This is a genomic window from Pseudomonas sp. Hp2 (assembly GCF_006386585.1).
In the GTDB taxonomy this organism is placed as follows: domain Bacteria; phylum Pseudomonadota; class Gammaproteobacteria; order Xanthomonadales; family Xanthomonadaceae; genus Pseudomonas_S; species Pseudomonas_S boreopolis.
The window spans coordinates 680,756-696,897 of record NZ_VAHJ01000001.1 but is presented as its reverse complement, the minus strand read 5'-3'; the positions used below and the strand labels follow the sequence as shown (position 1 = coordinate 696,897).

Sequence of the window (16,142 nt, the reverse complement as noted above, 5' to 3'; positions counted from 1 at the left end):
GGCCGGGCGCTGGAGCGGAAAGGGAAGCCCGGGATTATAGCGGGCTTCCTGGCGCGGCCGGCGCGGGCGCGGAGACGGCAGGCCGCGCGAAGCGCAGCTCGCCCAAGGGGCCGGCCATCCGGAAGGGCACCGACACCAGCCGCATTCCGCGGTTGAGTTGTACGGCAAAATGCAGGTGCGGGCCGGTGCTCAGGCCGGTGTTGCCGGACAGCCCGAGCCGGTCGCCGGCGCGCACGCGCTGGCCGGGCCGGACCTCGGTACCGCCGGGGGCGAGATGCGCGTAGAGGGCCATGCTGCCGTCGGCATGCAGGACGCGGACGAGGTTGGCCTGCGTTCCGAACCGTGCCGGGTCGCGCCCGCCCTCGCGGAAGTCGCCGCGTATCTCCATCACGACACCCTCGCGGGCCGCGAGTACCGGCGTGCCTTCCGGCAGGGCGAAGTCCAGCGCGTGGAAGTTGGCGGGGTCGCGATGGCTGAACGCGCCGCCGAAGCCTTGGCCGACATGGACCGGGACGCCGGAGAACGGCAGGCGGTAGACGACGTCGTCCGCGCGGCCTCGCGGCGAGCCGGGAACGGCGTCGATGTCCAGCCGCAGGGGCGGCATCTTGCCGGGAGCCGACGGATAGAGCCGCGCGGCGAGCCGGCGCTCTCCCGCCTCCAGTTCCAACGTCACCGGCAAGGCCGGTACGGCCCTGGGCCCGCCGCCGGCATCGCCCACCAGGCGGACCTGGACGGGCCCGGCCAATGGGTTGCCGATCCAGGCCCGCTGGATGCCGCCTTCGTCCTCGATCTGCAGCCAGCGCGGCGGCGCGGCGGCCGGGGCGGATGCAGCGGGGGCGGGCGTTTCTCGGTGGCGCCAATCCAGCAGGCGCTGGGCCATCGCCAGCGCGGGGATGCACGCGAGCAGGGCGGCGCAGCAGAGGCGGAGGGAGCGCTGGGGCACGGGCGCGGATGGCTGAATGGGGGGCGGATTATCGCGGGCGATCGTAACCGTTGAAATCGTATCGCTTCATCCGAATAAAGCGATTGACATGCTCGGGGGGCGGTGGCATCGTAGCCGCACCATCGAGACCGGCGGAGGGACAGGCCCTTTGATGCCGGGGCAACCAGCGCGGCGCAAGCCGCGTGTTCGGTGCCAAATCCTGCGGGGACCCCGCGTCCGCCGAAAGATGGTTCGAACCTTGCCTTCCGCAGGTCGAACGCGAGCTCCGCGAAGCTCGATGGCCGTTTTCCCCCGGAATCCCGCCATGAGCCTCGCCCAAGCCGTTTCCCGCAACGCCTATGCCTACACGCCCGTCGCCGACGACGAGGGGCGCATCGCCGTGCGCGGCGAGGTGGTGGTGGCGTTGCCGATGCGCCATGCCGGCCTGCGCAATGTCGTGCTGCGCTACGAACTGGTCGGCGCGGCCGACGCGCCGGTGGTGTTCGTGGCCGGCGGCATCTCGGCGCATCGCCATGTCGCATCGAATGCGCTGTTCCCGGAGAAGGGCTGGGCGGAAGGATTGCTGGACGCCGGGCGTACGCTGGCGCCGGCGCGGTGCCGGGTCCTGGCCTTCGATTTCCTCGGTGCCGACGGGACGCTCGATGCGCCGATCGACACCGCCGACCAGGCCGATGCGATCGCCGCGCTGCTCGACGCGCTCGGCATCGAGCGCTTGCAGGGCTATGTCGGCTATTCCTATGGCGCGCTGGTCGGCCTGCAGTTCGCGATCCGGCATGCGCCGCGGGTTCGGAAGCTGGTCGCGGTCAGCGGCGCGCATCGCGCGCACCCGTACGCGGCGGCCTGGCGCGCGCTGCAGCGCCGCGCGGTCGCGCTGGGCCAGCTGCAATGCGCCGAGAGCCATGGGCTGTCGCTGGCGCGCCAGTTCGCGATGCTCAGCTATCGCACCCCCGAGGAGTTCGGCGAGCGCTTCGACGCGGCGCCGGAAGTGATCAACGGCCGCGTGCGCGTGGCCGCCGAGGACTACCTCGACGCGGCCGGCGCGCAGTACGTCGCCCGTACCCAGGTCAACGCCTACCTGCGCCTGTCCGAATCCATCGACCTGCACCGCATCGATCCCGCCGCGGTCGCCGTGCCGACCATCGCGGTCGCGGTCGAGGGCGACCGGCTGGTGCCGCTGTCGGACATGGTCGCCCTGGTCGAAGGCCTGGGCCCGCGCGGCAGCCTGCGCGTGCTGCGTTCGCCCTACGGCCACGACGCCTTCCTGAAGGAAACCGATCGCATCGACGCGATCCTCGCCACCGCCTTTCGCGCTACCGGAGAAACCGCATGAGCTTCCACGACACCGACCTTCCCTGTAGCCCGGCCACCGGCGCGGTGCGCGCCGGCATCGATCGCGATGCCGCCTACGGCGCGGTGACCCCGCCGATCGTGCTGTCGTCGAACTTCTCGTTCGACGGCTTCGGCAACAAGCGCGAGTACGACTACACGCGCAGCGGCAACCCGACCCGCGACCTGCTCGGCGAGGCGCTGGCGCAGCTGGAGGGCGGCGCCGGCGGCGTGGTCACCTCCACCGGCATGGGCGCGATCAACCTGGTGCTCAACGCCCTGCTGCAGCCGGGCGACAAGCTGGTGGTGCCGCACGACGCGTACGGCGGCAGCTGGCGCCTGTTCAACGCGCTGGCCAAGAAGGGCCATTTCGAGCTGATCACCGCCGACCTGACCAACCCGGTGTCGCTGGGCGAGGCGCTGGCGCAGGCGCCGAAGCTGGTGCTGATCGAGACCCCGTCCAATCCGCTGCTGCGCATCACCGACCTGCGCTTCGTCATCGATGCCGCGCACAAGGCCGGCGCGCTCGCGGTGGTGGACAACACCTTCCTGTCGCCGGCGCTGCAGCGGCCGATCGAGTTCGGCGCCGACCTGGTGGTCCACTCCACCACCAAGTACGTCAACGGCCACAGCGACGTGGTCGGCGGCGCGGTGGTCGCGCGCGATGCCGAGCTGCACCAGCAGCTGGTCTGGTGGGCGAACGCGCTGGGCCTGACCGGCTCGCCGTTCGATGCGTTCCTCACCCTGCGGGGCCTGCGCACGCTGGATGCGCGCCTGCGCGTGCACCAAGAGAACGCGCAGGCGGTGGTGGCGCTGCTCGACGGCCACGACGCGGTGTCGAAGGTGTACTACCCCGGCCTGGCCTCGCACCCGGGGCATGCGTTGGCGGCGCGCCAGCAGAGAGGCTTCGGCGCGATGATCTCCTTCGAGCTGGACGGCGGCGAAGCGGCGGTGCGCGCGTTCGTCGATGGCCTGCGCTACTTCACGCTGGCCGAGTCGCTGGGCGGCGTGGAGAGCCTGGTCGCGCACCCGGCCTCGATGACGCATGCGGCGATGACGCCGGAAGCACGCGCCAAGGCGGGCATTTCCGACGGCTTGCTGCGCCTGTCGGTGGGCATCGAGGCGGCCGAGGACCTGGTGGCCGACCTGCAGGCCGGCTTGGCGCGCGCCGCGGCAGTGCTGGCGGAGTCCAAACGCAAGCTCGCCGACGCATGAGCTCGGTCGTGCGCTTGGCCTCGGCGACGGCGCCGAGGCCCCGACTGGGCTTGCTCGGCACCGGCGTGGTCGGCACGGCCTTCGTGGCCCGCTACGAACGCCTGCGCACGCGCGGGCTGGCGCTGCCGCCGCTGCTGTGGCTGGCCAATTCGCGCGCCTTGCAGCATTGCGCGGAGGGCGCCGAGCGCGCGCTGCTGCAGGCCCGCAATGCGCTCGCGCGCAGCGATGCCGGCGGCTTGCCGCCCTGGGCCGAAGGCGAGGCGCTGCGGGCCGGCGACATCGTGGTGGACGCCACCGCCAGCGACGCGGTCGCCGGCTGGCACGTGGACTGGCTCGCGCGCGGCGTGCACGTGGTCACCGCCAACAAGCTCGGCAACGGCGCGGCGCTGGGGCGGGCGCAGGCGATCGCACGGGCACGTGCCGAGTCCGGCGCGCATTACGGCGATGCCGCCACCGTCGGCGCCGGCCTGCCGCTGCTGCGCAGCCTGCGCGCGCTGGTGGCCGGCGGCGACCGCATCCATCGCGTGGAAGGCGTGCTGTCCGGCTCGCTGGCGTGGCTGTTCAACCACTACGACGGCATGCGGCCGTTCTCGGGCTTCGTGCGCCAGGCGCGCGAAGCCGGCTATACGGAACCCGACCCGCGCATCGACCTGTCCGGCGAGGACGTGCGCCGCAAACTGCTGATCCTGGCACGCGCGGCGGGCATGCCCTTGCAGTCCGACGATGTGCAGGTGGCCTCGTTGGTGCCGGCGTCGCTGCAGCGGTTGCCGTTGGCCGAGCTGGATGCGGCGCTTGGCCAGTTGGACGAGCCGTTGTCCGGGCGCTTCCGCGAGGCGCATCGCAATGGCGCGCGGCTGCGTTTCCTCGGCCGGTTCGAGCAAGGACAGGCGAGCGTCGGCCTGCAGGAGTTGCCGGCGGAGCATCCGCTGTGCGGCGGTGGCGGGACCGACAACCGGGTGGCGATCTACAGCGACCGCTACGACGTGCAGCCGCTGGTGGTGCAGGGGCCGGGCGCGGGCGCGGAAGTGACGGCCGCGGCGTTGCTGGACGACGTGCTGCGCATCGCGGTGTGATCGCGGAAAACGCATGCAGTGCGGAGAGAACGCTGCATGCGGGGAGGGCGGGCCGTAGCCCACCCTCCAACCTTCCATCGCGGGCTTACTTCAGTCCTTCGCCCATGGTGCGCAGCAGCTCGCCCTGGTAGTCGCCGCTGAACTCCCAGAAGAAGGCGCCGCCCAGGCCCTGCACCTTCACGTAGTTCATCTTCTCGGTGACCATCGCCGGGTTGTCGTAGCTCCAGAACGTGTTGCCGTCGTACTTCCAGTGCGCACGCGCCTGCGCATCGATGTAGCTGGTGCCGGCACGACCGCGCAGGACCTTGTAGTCCTCGTTGCCGGCCTCGTAGGTGCCCGGCGCCGCGCTGCCGTTCTGGTACAGGCCGTTGTTGGCGCTGGATACGCCCGTCCAGCCGCGGCCGTAGAAGCCGATGCCGAGGTTGAGCTTGGACGCCGGCACGCCGCGGTCGAGGAACGCCTGGATGGCGTCGTTGCTGTTGTAGTAGCGCTGGTCGCCGGTGGACGGATCGTTGGGCGAGCTGAACAGCGCCGAGTGGTGGTTGGTCTTGGCATCCCAGGTGCCATGGAAGTCATAGGTCATGACGTTGATGTAGTCCACGGACGCGGCATACAGGTTGGGATCGGTCACGCGCACCTTGTCCACGCCGGCGCCGACGGCCACCGTGAGCAGCAGGCCCGGACGCACCTCATCGAGCTGGCGGCGGAACTCGGCCAGCAGTGCGGTGTAGTTCTGGCGCTCTTCTGCGGTGCCGCAGGCCAGGCCGCAGGCAGCGGGGTATTCCCAGTCGATGTCGATGCCGTCGAACACGCCCGCCGCCGCTCCCGTGCCGCCCGCACCGTCGGTCACCGGCAGGTTGCCGCGGATGTAGGCGTCGATGCACGAGGCCACGAACGCCTGGCGGTTCTCCGGGCGCGCCGCGCTGGCGAAGCCGCGCGACCAGGTCCAGCCGCCGAGCGAGATCAGCACCTTCAGCCCGGGGTGCTTGGCCTTGAGCTTCTTGAGCTGGTTCCAGTTGCCGCGCAGCGGCTGGTCCCAGGTGTCGCCCACGCCATCCACGCTCTGTCCGGCCGCGAACGACTTGGTGTAGTCGGCGAACGCATCGCCGCCTTCGCCGGTGGATTCGTTCGAGGGAATCGTCTTGCCGACCTCGCACACGTTGTTGCGCACATTGCCGAAGGCGTAGTTGATGTGGGTCAGGTAGCCCGCCGCGCCGCTGCTCTCGATGTCCTTCACCTGGTAGTTGCGGCCGTAGATGCCCCACTGGGTGAAGTAGCCGATGACGCGCTTGTTGCCGCCGTTGCCAGTGCCCGCCTGCGTGCGCACGCTGATCTGCGCGCTGTTGGCCGAGACGTTGCCGGCGTTGTCGCGTGCGCGCACGGTGTAGGTGTACGCGGTGTCGGGCTGCAGCGCGGAGTCGGTGTAGGACGGGGTGGTGGGCGAGCCGACCAGTGTGCCGTTGCGGTACACGTTGTAGCCTGCCAGGCCGCTGCCGCCGGCATCGGTGGAGGCGCTCCAGGCCAGGGTGATGCTCGCGCTGGTCTGCGAGGTGGAGACCAGGCCCGTCGGCACGCTCGGGGCGGTGGTGTCGGTGCTGGTGGCGTTGACGGTGATGGGGACCGCGCCGGACGTGGTGGTGGCGCCGGCGTTGTCGGTGGCCTTGGCGGTGAGCGAATAGCTGCCCGCCGTCGCGCCGCTCCAGGTCACGCTGTAGGGCGCGCTGGTATCGCTGCCGAGCGAAGTGGTGCCGCGGAAGAACTCGACCTTGCTGATCGTGCCGTCGCTGTCGCTCGCGGCGGCGGAGAGCGTGATGGTGGCGCCCGCGCTGTAAGTGGTGCCTGCGGTGGGCGCGGTGAGCGCGACGGTGGGCGGCGTGTTGCCGCCGCTGGTGCCGCAGGTGCCGAGCTCCTGGTACCAGCCGCAACTGGTGCAGTAGGTGGGGGCGACGTTCCAGATCTGCGTCGTGGTCTGGTAGAGCTTGCCTTGGTAGGTCAGCTTCGCGCCGGCCTGGTAGATCGTGGCGGCGTTCCATTCGGATACGCCACTACAGAAAACGGACTGAGCCTGGGCCTGGAAAGCCAGGGCCAGGCCGGTGCAACCGCACAACAGCCAAGCTAAGGCGTGTTTCACGTTCACGATAGATCTCCTGTCCGGTAGATGGATGTCCCTTCCCCGGCGTTGCGCCGGGTTTTCCCCCTGTGGCAACGAACTGCGGTGATCGCGAAGCGGGCCAGGCCATCGCGGCCGGCGGATAGACCTTCTCTTGGTGATGATAACGTTGTCAACAAAGCGTCATCAGCGAGCCGCCAGACTGTGACGGTCTTCCGGTGACAACGTTTACAGCGAGGGCCGGGTGCTGCGCCGCCGCATGGCGGCGACGTAGCGGCACGTGGCGGTCAGTCGGCCAGGGCCTTGAGCAGCGCGGCGTTGAAATGGGCAGGATCCTGCACCTGCGGCGAGTGGCCCAGTTCGGGGAACTCCACCAGCTTCGCGCCGGGGATCGCGGCGGCGGCGCGCTTGCCGAGCGCAGGATAGTCGCCCAGCTTCGCCCTGGCCTCGGGCGGTGCCAGGGCCTTGCCGATGGCCGTGTTGTCCTTCTGGCCGATGAAGAGCGTGGTCGGCACGCGCAGCAACGGCAGTTCGTGGACCACCGGCTGGTTGAGCACCATGTCGGAAGTCAACGCCTGGTTCCAGGCCACGGCCTGCTTGCCGGGGCCCGCGTACATGCCCGCCTGCATGCGCGCCCAGTGCTCGAACTCCGGCTTCCATTCGCCGGCGTAGTAGGTGGCGAGCTGGTACCGCCTGATGCTCTCGTAGTCGGTCTTGAGTTCGCCGGCGTACCAGGCGTCCACGTCCTGCCAGGGCACGCCCGCGGCCTTCCAGTCCTCCAGGCCGATCGGGTTGACCAGCACCAGGTGTTCGGTCGCCTGCGAATACGTCAGCGCGTAGCGGATCGCGAGCATGCCGCCCATCGAGTGGCCGGCGATCACGGCGCGGTCGATGCCGAGCTTTTCCAGCAGCGCATGGGTGTTGCCGGCGAGCTGGGCGAACGAGAACTGGTAGGCGGCGGGCTTGCTGGATTTGCAGAAGCCGACCTGGTCCGGCGCGATCACGCGGTAGCCGGCCCGGCTGAGCGCGTCGATGGCGTGCTGCCAGGTGGCGGCGCAGAAGTTCTTGCCGTGCAGCAGCACGACGGTGCGGCCGTTCGGCGTGCCGGAAGCGGCGACATCGAGGTAGGCCATCTCCAGTGCCTGCCCCTGCGAGCGGAACGCGTAGGTGTGCACGGGGTACGGGTAGTCGAAGCCTTCCAGCCGGGGGCCGTAGGTTTCGCTGGCGTGGCCGGAAAAGGCCACGGCGAGGGCAAGCGCCGGGATCAGGGATTTCATGGCGGTCGTCGCGACAGGGGATCGCCCGAATGTAAACGATCCGGGCGAACCTGCCGCGACGCCCGTCACTCCCCAGGCGTCGCGCTCAGCATTCGATGACGTTCACCGCCAGCCCGCCGCGGCTGGTTTCCTTGTACTTGTCCTGCATGTCGCGGCCGGTGTCGCGCATGGTCTTGATGACCTTGTCGAGCGAGACCTTGTGCTTGCCGTCGCCGCGCATGGCCATGCGCGCGGCGTTGATCGCCTTGACCGCGCCCATCGCGTTGCGCTCGATGCAGGGGATCTGCACCAGCCCGCCGATCGGATCGCAGGTCAGGCCGAGGTTGTGTTCCATGCCGATCTCGGCGGCGTTCTCGACCTGCCCGGGGTTGCCGCCGAGCGCGGCCGCGAGCCCGGCGGCGGCCATCGAGCAGGCCACGCCGACCTCGCCCTGGCAGCCGACCTCGGCGCCGGAGATCGAGGCGTTCTCCTTGTAGAGGATGCCGATCGCCGCGGCGGTGAGCAGGAAGTCGAACACGCGCTGCTCGCTGCTGCCCGGGCAGAACCGGTCGAAGTAGTGCAGCACCGCCGGGATGATGCCCGCCGCGCCGTTGGTCGGGGCGGTGACCACGCGTCCGCCGGCGGCGTTTTCCTCGTTGACGGCGAGGGCGTACAGGTTGACCCAGTCGAGCGTGGTCAGCGGGTCGCGCATCGCCGCCTCCGGCTTGGAGGACAGTTCGCGGTACAGCGCCGGCGCGCGGCGCGCCACGTGCAGCCCGCCCGGCAGCGTGCCTTCCTCGCGGATGCCGCGTGCCACGCAGCTCTGCATCGCTTCCCAGATCTCGCGCAGGCCGGCGCGGATCTCGTCCTCGCCGCGCCAGCTCTTTTCGTTCTCGAACATCAGCTCGGCGATGCTCAGGCCGCTGCGCGCGCACTGCGCCAGCAGTTCGTCGCCGCTGTTGAAAGGGTAGGGCAGCGGCGTGGCGTCGGGCACGATGCGGTCGTCCGCGGCATCGTCGGCGTTGACCACGAAGCCGCCGCCGACCGAGTAGTAGTCGCGCGTGGCGATCACTTCGTCGCCGGCGCCGTAGGCGGTGAAGCGCATGCCATTGGTGTGGTACGGCAGCTTCTGGCGCTTGTTCATCAGCAGGTCGCGCTTCTCTTCGAAGGCGATCTCGTGCTGGCCCATCAGCTTGATGCGCTTTTCGGCGCGGATGCGCTGCAGCGTGGCCGGGATGATGTCCGGGTCGATCAGGTTGGGACGGTGGCCTTCCAGCCCGAGCAGGATCGCCTTGTCGGTGCCGTGGCCGCGCCCGGTCAGCGCCAGCGAGCCGAACACCTCGGCGCGCACGCGCACCACGTCCCCGAGCCGGCCCGGATCGAGCAGCCAGCGATGGATGAAGCGTTCGGCCGCGCGCATCGGGCCCACGGTATGGGAGGAACTCGGGCCGATGCCGATCTTGAACAGGTCGAAGGTGCTGACTGCCATGCTTGCGGAGGAAAGACGAGAAATCCGGATATTCTACGGGCCCGCCGCCATCGCCATGGCCTGCACCGCAGCATCCGCGCCCTCCCGTCCATGCCGTTGATCCTCTACCAGCGCGACGACTGCCACCTGTGCGACGCCGCCGTCGCCGTGCTGGCGCAGGCACGCGCCGGCGATTTCGCCAGCGTATTCATCGACGACGACGAGGCCCTGGAGGCGCGCTACGGCACGCGCGTGCCAGTGCTCGCGGACGTGAACGGACGCGAACTGGACTGGCCGTTCGACGCTGCGCGGTTGCGCGGTTGGCTCGACGGGAGCGGATGAGGCCGCCCGGCCGTCGATCAGCGCCCTTCGTCCGGTCGGTCGAGCAACGGCAGGATGTTCGCCTTGGCGAAACGGATGAAGGCCTCGGTCCGTTCGGGATCGGGGGGCACGTCGCCCACGACCAGGCCTCGATAGGCATCGCGGGCCTCGCGCAGGATCGGTCGGTGCTCGCCGGGCAGGCGTTCCAGCAGCCAATCCGCGGCGCTGTCCTTGGGGGCGATCCGCCCCGTCGAGGCGCTGTACCAGATGCGGGCGAGCGCGAGCATGATGTGACGTTCCTCGCCTTGCCAGTCCTCGGCGGAATTCCATTGCGCCACGGTATCGGCCAGGGCGCCGGCGAAGTCGCGTGCGGGGACCGGGTCGAACAGCGCCTGCGCCGGCGGGCCGAACAGCGCGAGGCTGTGCTGCCTCGCCTTCGTCAGCAATATCGCCAGGTCGTGGTCGAGCATGGGCGGTTCGAACGTGCCGCCCAGCAGGTCCCGCCGGAGCCATTCGCCGAACTGCAGTTCGCGCCGGGCCGGGTAGCGCCAGGGCACCACCTCGCCATGGGCGACGACGGTCACTTCCAGCGGGCGCCACGACGTATCGCCGGGCGGCGCCGAGACGGCCAGAAGATCGAGCAGGAGCGCCCGGCGGACGGATTCGTCGGGCGCGACGCGGGCGGTGACCAGCAGGTCGATGTCGCTTTGCGGCTTGAGGCCGCCGTCCATCGCCGAGCCGAACAGGTGGATGGCCTGCACGGTGTTGCCAAGGTGGCGCTCGATCGTGGCGCAGGCGCGGGTGGTCTGCTGGGCGATTTCTTCAGGCAGGTGCCGGGGCATTCCGATGCGTGTCTGGAAAGGAATGCCCGATTGTGGCGCATGCGGCGCAAAAAAACGGCGGACCCGACGAGTAGTCCGCCGCGCAACGGCATGTGGAGCCGCATGCCGGTATGGCGATCACTTCGCCTTGAGGATCACCTTGGTGCTGATCGCGGTCTCGTTCGGGATGGTCTTGGTGTCGGCCCAGTCGCCGCCGCCCACACCGAAGTCGAGGCGGTTCACCGTGGCCTTGCCCGAGAGCACCGGCTGCGCGCCGGGCGTCCAGGTGAAGGTCAGCGTCACCGGCTTGGCCACGCCGCGCAGCTCCAGGGTGCCGTCGGCGGCGTACTGGTTGCCGCCTAGCGCGCGGAACTTGTCGGCGCGGTAGTGGGCGGTGGCGAACTTGGCGACGTCGAAGAAGTCCGGGCCCTGCAGGGTCGAGTCGCGGTCGCTGTTGCCGCTCTTGGCGCCGGCGAGCGGGATGGTGACGTCGAGCTTGCTGGCCGCGAGATTGGCCGGGTCGAAGCTCAGCTTGGTGTCGAAGCCGGGAAAGGTGCCGGTGAACACCTCGCCGTCGTACTTGGTGGCGAAGACCAGGATCGACCCCGGTGCCTGCACGTAGTCGGCGGCGATGGCGGGCGCGGTGGCGAGCATCGCGGCCAGCGAGGCGGCCACGGCGGCAGGAGCGGGGAAGCGGAACGACATGGCTGGAGTCCTCATTGTTTGGGGGGGAGCCAACCCTGCGGCAGCATGCGCGCCAAGGTGGCGTCGCGCTGGAACAGGTGGTGGTAGAACGCGGCGCCGGCATGGGCGAGCACCACGGCGATCAGCAGCCAGAAGCCCCATTCGTGCGCGGAGTGCGACAGCGCGCGCAATTGCTCGTCGGGCGGGCTGAGCTTGGGCATCTCGAACAGGCCGAACCAATGGAACGGGCGCAGTCCGCTGGCCGAGTCGTACAGCCAGCCAGACAGCGGGATGGCGAAGATCAGCACGTACAGCAGCACGTGCGTGGCCGCGGCGATGCGTTCCTGCCAGCCGGGCGTGCCGGGCTCGGGCCTGGGCGCGCCGGCGTACAGGCGCCATGCCAGGCGCACGACGGCCAGCGCCAGCACGGTGATGCCCAGCGACTTGTGCGCGGTGTAGACCCAGAAGTACTTCGGCGTCTTGGGCAGGTCGCCCATGGTCAGCCCGACGATGCCCAGCAGCAGGATCAGCAGGGCGATCAGCCAATGCAGGAGCTGGCTCACGCCGCCCCAGCGGTCGGCGGTGTTCTTCAAGGTCATGGCGTGGTTTCCGGCGTTGGCGTGGGGGCGTCGGGGGCTGGGGATCCGTCGTCGGCCTTGCCCTCGCGCACGGCCTCGGCCTCGATGCGCAGTTCCACCGTGTCGCCGATCATCGACTTCCATGCGTCGATGCCGAAGTCGCTGCGTTGCAGCGTGGCGGTCGCGGAAAAGCCGGCGGTGCGGCGGAACGGCGGCAGCGGGTGGCGCTTGAGCGCGTTGAGGGTGACCTCCAGGGTCGCCTCGCGGGTGACCCCGCGCAGGGTCAGCTGGCCGACCACCTTGGCCCGGCCGGGGCCCTGCGGTTCGACCCGGGTGGAGACGAAGTGCGCCTCGGGAAAGCGCTCGCCGTCGAGCAGGCTGCGCGCCAGTACGGACTGGGTCCACTTGGGATCGCCCAGGTCGATCCGGGCGATCGGGACGCGCACGTCCAGGCGCGCGCCGGCCCAGTCGTCCGGGTCGAACACCAGCGTGCCGGTGCTGCCGGAGACCGTGCCCAGCGCCTTGGAGAAGCCGGCATGGTCGATGGCGAACAGGACCCGGGTGTGTACCGGGTCCAGTTCGTAGCGGGCCGGGGCCGCCGCGGCCGCGAAGGCGGCTAGGGCAAGGGCCGGGGCGAGCAGCAGGCGGAGGCGGGAGCGGGTCATGGGCCGGGATTCTAGGCATATCCCGGCCGGGCACGCTCGGCTTGCGCCCGCAACGATCCGTTGCGAGCATCTCGGGTTCGACGGTGAAGGAACGCCCATGCGTGCGCTGAAAATCCTGCTGGCGGTGGCGCTGCTGCTGCACCTGCCCGCGCTGGCGGCGGTGCCGCAGATGCCGCGCTTCCGCCTGATCGACGCGACCTCGGGCCTGCCGTCCAGCTCGATCACCGCGATGGCGCAGGACCGGGCGGGCTACCTGTGGCTGGCGACCGGCGACGGCCTGGCGCGCTACGACGGTACCGGCTTCCAGGTCTGGCGCCACGACCCGGCCGACCCGCGTTCGCTGGCCGGCAATTCGGTGCAGACGCTGTACATCGACGCGCAGGACCAGATCTGGGTGAGCTCGGAAAGCGCGGGCATCAGCGTGCTCGATGCCGCCCGCACCGGTTTCCGCCGGTTCAACCACGCCAACCAACCGCGGATGAGCAACGACGACGTGTTCGTGCTCACCGGCCGGGGCAGCGAGATCTGGTTCGGGAACTACGGCGGCGACGTGCATCGCATCGATGCGGAGGGGCACGTCACCCGCTTCGACCTGGACCGGATGGAGGACCCATTGCCGCGCAGCCACGTGATGGCATTGGCGGTGGATGGCGACGGCCGGCTCTGGGTGGGGACGCCGGAAGGGCTGGCCTGGTTCGACGGGGAGCGCATGCACCGCGAGTACCTGCCGGATCCCGGAGCCGGCGTGTATTCGCTGGCGTGGACCGGCGGCATGCTGTGGGCAGGCAGCTCCAAGGGCATCTACCGGCGCGGCGCGGACGGGCATTGGCGGGCGCCGGCGTGGGCGCCGATGTTCGCCGGCGGCAACCTGCTGTGGTCGGTGGTGGATGCCGGCGACGGCGAGTTCTGGCTGGGCACGGAGAAGGGCTTGTGGCGCACGCGCGGCGAGCAGGCGCCGATACCGGTGTTCGACGGCGAGGCGCCGCTGGTGAGCGGCCGCAACGTGCAGGCGCTGCTGCGCGGCGGCGATGGCGGGCTGTGGGTGCCGATCCACGGCCGCGGCCTGGCCTACCTGCGCGAGGACTGGAAGCGCACCGCGGTCTTCCACCCGCCGCACGACCTGGGCGATGGCATCTATTGCAGCCTGATGCCGGCGGCGCACTCGGGCGGGTTGTGGCAGATCGATCCGCAGGGACGGCTGCAGCGCTTCGACATCCAGACCGGCGAGGCGACGCTGACCGGCTGGCAGCACGACAAGCTGCGCTCGATGCAGGTGACCGCCGCGCACGAGGACCGGCACGGCCGCCTGTGGCTGGGCAATCTCGACAGCGGCCTGGCGCGGCTGGACCTGCGCACCGGCGCGTTCCGGGAGTGGCCGCCGAGCGGTCCCGATCCCAGCCCCCAGTACGGCGCGCCGGACTGGGTGGTGGAGGCCGAGGACGGCAGCATCTGGGTGTCCACGCTCGGCGTACTGCAGCACCGCGACGGCGAGACCGGCAAGCTGCTCGACGAGATCCCCGGCGGGCATGGGCCGACCGAGAGCAACGTCGAGCAGCTCGGGCTGGGGCCCGACGGCGGGATCTGGGTGGCCGGCGGCGGTGGCGTGGCGGCATGGCAGCCGCGGACGCGGCGCTTCGAGCCGGTGCCGGGCCTGGAAGGCGCGCGCGTCTACGGCTTCGCCTTCAACGATCCACGGCATGTCTGGCTGCATCGCATGGCCGGATTGGAGCGCTGGCGCCGCGACGGCGCGCGCTGGGTGCGCGAGACCGCGATCGGCCCGGCCCAGGGACTGCCGGCCCTGGAGTCGATGGGCATGCAGCTGGATGCGGCGGGACGGATCTGGCTGGCGACCCAGCGCGGGCTGTGGCGGGTGGATGCCACGCAGGACCGGCCGCACCTGCGCGGCTTCGGCTTGCGCGACGGGCTCACCAGCCAGGAGTTCATCGATGGCTGCCTGCTGATGGCGCAGGACGGCGTGCTGGTCGGCGGCACCGCCGACGGCTACGTGGTGCTGCTGGACACGACGATGCCGGACCCGGCGCCGTTCACGCCGGAAATGATGCTGGAGGGAGCCAGCGTGCTGCGCGAGGGCCGGCGCGTGGACCTGGCCGGCGACGGTTTCGTCCTGCATGCCGACGACCGGCAACTGCAGGTGGGCATGCGCCTGCTCTCGTTCGGCGACCCCACCGCCAACCGCTATCGTTCCTGGCTGCATGGCCTGGACACCGGTTGGGTGGAACAGGGCACGACCGGCATGCGCGAGTTCTCCGCGCTGCCGGCTGGCGACTACACGCTGGACTTGCAGGGCGTGGATGCGGCGGGCAATGCCTCGAAGGTGCGCACCCTGCGCTTCTCGGTGGCGCCGCCATGGTGGCGCAGCGGGTGGGGCATGGCGACGCTGGCGGCGGTGGTGGCCGTGTCCGCCGTGTTGCTGGCGGCGCTGTACCGGCGGCGGGTGCGGGTGCGCAGCGAGCGCCAGCTGGAACAGCACAAGCGCGAGCTGGCCGAGCATGCTTCCGAGGCCAAGAGCCGGTTCCTGGCGACGCTCGGCCACGAGGTGCGCACGCCGATGACCGGGGTGCTCGGCATGGCGGAACTGCTGCTGGCCACACCGCTGGATGCGCGCCAGCACGGCTACGCGGCTTCGATCCAGTCGGCCGGCAAGCACCTGCTGCGCTTGGTCAACGATGCGCTGGACCTGGCGCGCATCGAGGCCGGCAAGCTGCCGCTGGACGCGCGCAACTTCGACCTGCGGGAAATGCTCGACCAGGTCTGCGCGCTGGTGCGGCCGATGGCCGAGGCCAAGGGCCTGCGCTTCGAGTTCCGCAGCGAGCCGAACCTGCCGCGCGCGCTGCACGGCGACAGCAACCGCGTGCAGCAGATCCTGCTCAACCTGCTGGTCAACGCGATCAAGTTCACCGAGCGCGGCCATGTCTCGCTGCATGCGGCACGGCCGCCGGGCGGCGGCGTCGGCAGCGGCATCTGGTTCGAGATCCGCGATACCGGCCCCGGCATCGGCGTCGAGCAGCGCGAGCGGTTGTTCCGCCGCTTCGAACAGGCCGACGGCGCGCGTACCGCGGCGCGCTACGGGGGCAGCGGCCTGGGCCTGGCGATCTGCCGCGAACTGGCGATCGCGATGGGAGGCCGCATCGATGTCGACAGCGCGCTCGGGCAGGGCACGCGCTTCGAGGTGGAATTGCCGCTGCGCTGGTCGGCGGGCGCGGCCCCGGCCGCGGCAGGGATGGCGCCCCGTTCGCCGGCGCGTTCGTTGCGGCTGTTGCTGGTGGAGGACGACCCGACCGTCGCTGAGGTGATCGGCGGGCTGCTGCGCGCGCGCGGACACGAGGTGATACACGCCGTGCACGGGCTGGCGGCGCTGGCGGAGGTGGCGTCGGGCGCGTTCGACGCCGGTTTCTGCGATCTCGATCTGCCGGGGCTCGATGGCCTGGCGCTGGTTCGGCAGTTGCGCGCGATGGGCCATGCGTTCCCGCTGGTGGCGATCACCGCCCGTTCCGATGCCGATGCCGAGCCCGATGCGTTGGACGCCGGTTTCGACGGTTTCCTGCGCAAGCCGTTGACCGGCGACCTGCTGGAGGAGGCGTTGGCCGGCATACTGGACGGGGCGGGCTCGCCGATGGTGGATCGCTACCGCCATGAGTGAACGGATGCGGCGGCCCGCGAA

At 70.6% G+C, this 16,142-nt stretch carries 13 protein-coding genes and 1 riboswitch; of the genes, 5 read left to right on the top strand and 8 right to left on the bottom strand.

What is annotated here, in order from left to right; translation table 11 throughout:
* Nucleotides 1-34: 34 nt before the first annotated feature.
* Nucleotides 35-943, bottom strand: coding sequence for a M23 family metallopeptidase (locus FD678_RS02915; protein ID WP_218569457.1), 909 nt, complete (start codon nt 941-943; stop codon nt 35-37).
* A 116-nt stretch (nt 944-1,059) separates the two neighbouring features.
* Nucleotides 1,060-1,176: riboswitch (SAM riboswitch) on the top strand.
* Between the two features lie 71 nt (nt 1,177-1,247).
* Here FD678_RS02915 and metX point away from each other — a divergent pair.
* From metX to FD678_RS02900, 3 genes are read left to right on the top strand one after another with little or no spacing between them, the layout of a single operon-like run.
* On the top strand, nt 1,248-2,273 hold the full coding sequence (metX, locus tag FD678_RS02910) for a homoserine O-succinyltransferase MetX (RefSeq protein WP_140719094.1): 1,026 nt from the start codon (nt 1,248-1,250) through the stop codon (nt 2,271-2,273).
* Entirely contained in the window at nt 2,270-3,484 is a 1,215-nt protein-coding gene (locus FD678_RS02905; protein ID WP_140719093.1) for an O-succinylhomoserine (thiol)-lyase, read from the top strand. Before metX ends, FD678_RS02905 begins: the two co-directional genes overlap by 4 nt.
* A complete protein-coding gene (locus FD678_RS02900; protein ID WP_140719092.1) occupies nt 3,481-4,557 on the top strand; it encodes a homoserine dehydrogenase in 1,077 nt (358 codons plus the stop codon). The genes FD678_RS02905 and FD678_RS02900 overlap by 4 nt, the downstream gene beginning before the upstream one ends.
* An 85-nt stretch (nt 4,558-4,642) precedes the next feature.
* On the opposite strand, the gene FD678_RS02895 is transcribed toward FD678_RS02900, so the two are convergent.
* The 3 genes from FD678_RS02895 to FD678_RS02885 all read right to left on the bottom strand — a co-directional run bounded on the left by FD678_RS02895 (nt 4,643) and on the right by FD678_RS02885 (nt 9,412).
* Nucleotides 4,643-6,694 (bottom strand): glycosyl hydrolase family 18 protein, encoded by a 2,052-nt coding sequence (locus tag FD678_RS02895; protein WP_218569456.1) that lies wholly within the window; start codon nt 6,692-6,694, stop codon nt 4,643-4,645.
* Between the two features lie 260 nt (nt 6,695-6,954).
* On the bottom strand, nt 6,955-7,944 hold the full coding sequence (locus FD678_RS02890) for an alpha/beta fold hydrolase (protein ID WP_140719091.1): 990 nt from the start codon (nt 7,942-7,944) through the stop codon (nt 6,955-6,957).
* Nucleotides 7,945-8,029: 85 nt separating this feature from the next.
* Nucleotides 8,030-9,412, bottom strand: coding sequence for an L-serine ammonia-lyase (locus FD678_RS02885; protein ID WP_140719090.1), 1,383 nt, complete (start codon nt 9,410-9,412; stop codon nt 8,030-8,032).
* A 90-nt stretch (nt 9,413-9,502) separates the two neighbouring features.
* Between FD678_RS02885 and FD678_RS02880 the strand changes: the two genes are divergently transcribed.
* Nucleotides 9,503-9,733, top strand: a complete 231-nt coding sequence (locus FD678_RS02880; protein WP_140719089.1) for a glutaredoxin family protein — start codon at nt 9,503-9,505, stop codon at nt 9,731-9,733.
* Between the two features lie 17 nt (nt 9,734-9,750).
* Here FD678_RS02880 and FD678_RS02875 read toward each other — a convergent pair whose 3' ends face one another.
* From FD678_RS02875 to FD678_RS02860, 4 genes are all read right to left on the bottom strand, one after another.
* Nucleotides 9,751-10,554 (bottom strand): AadA family aminoglycoside 3''-O-nucleotidyltransferase, encoded by an 804-nt coding sequence (locus FD678_RS02875; protein WP_140719088.1) that lies wholly within the window; start codon nt 10,552-10,554, stop codon nt 9,751-9,753.
* 117 nt (nt 10,555-10,671) lie between these two features.
* Complete coding sequence (locus FD678_RS02870; protein WP_140719087.1) at nt 10,672-11,238, bottom strand: YceI family protein; 567 nt, start codon at nt 11,236-11,238, stop codon at nt 10,672-10,674.
* A gap of 11 nt (nt 11,239-11,249) precedes the next feature.
* On the bottom strand, nt 11,250-11,816 hold the full coding sequence (locus FD678_RS02865; protein ID WP_140719086.1) for a cytochrome b: 567 nt from the start codon (nt 11,814-11,816) through the stop codon (nt 11,250-11,252).
* Nucleotides 11,813-12,460, bottom strand: coding sequence for a YceI family protein (locus tag FD678_RS02860; protein WP_140719085.1), 648 nt, complete (start codon nt 12,458-12,460; stop codon nt 11,813-11,815). The genes FD678_RS02865 and FD678_RS02860 overlap by 4 nt, the downstream gene beginning before the upstream one ends.
* Nucleotides 12,461-12,557: 97 nt before the next feature.
* Between FD678_RS02860 and FD678_RS02855 the strand changes: the two genes are divergently transcribed.
* Nucleotides 12,558-16,121 carry a hybrid sensor histidine kinase/response regulator gene (locus FD678_RS02855; protein WP_140719084.1) on the top strand — a complete coding sequence of 1,188 codons (3,564 nt, stop codon included), beginning with the start codon at nt 12,558-12,560 and terminating at the stop codon, nt 16,119-16,121.
* Nucleotides 16,122-16,142 lie beyond the last annotated feature (21 nt).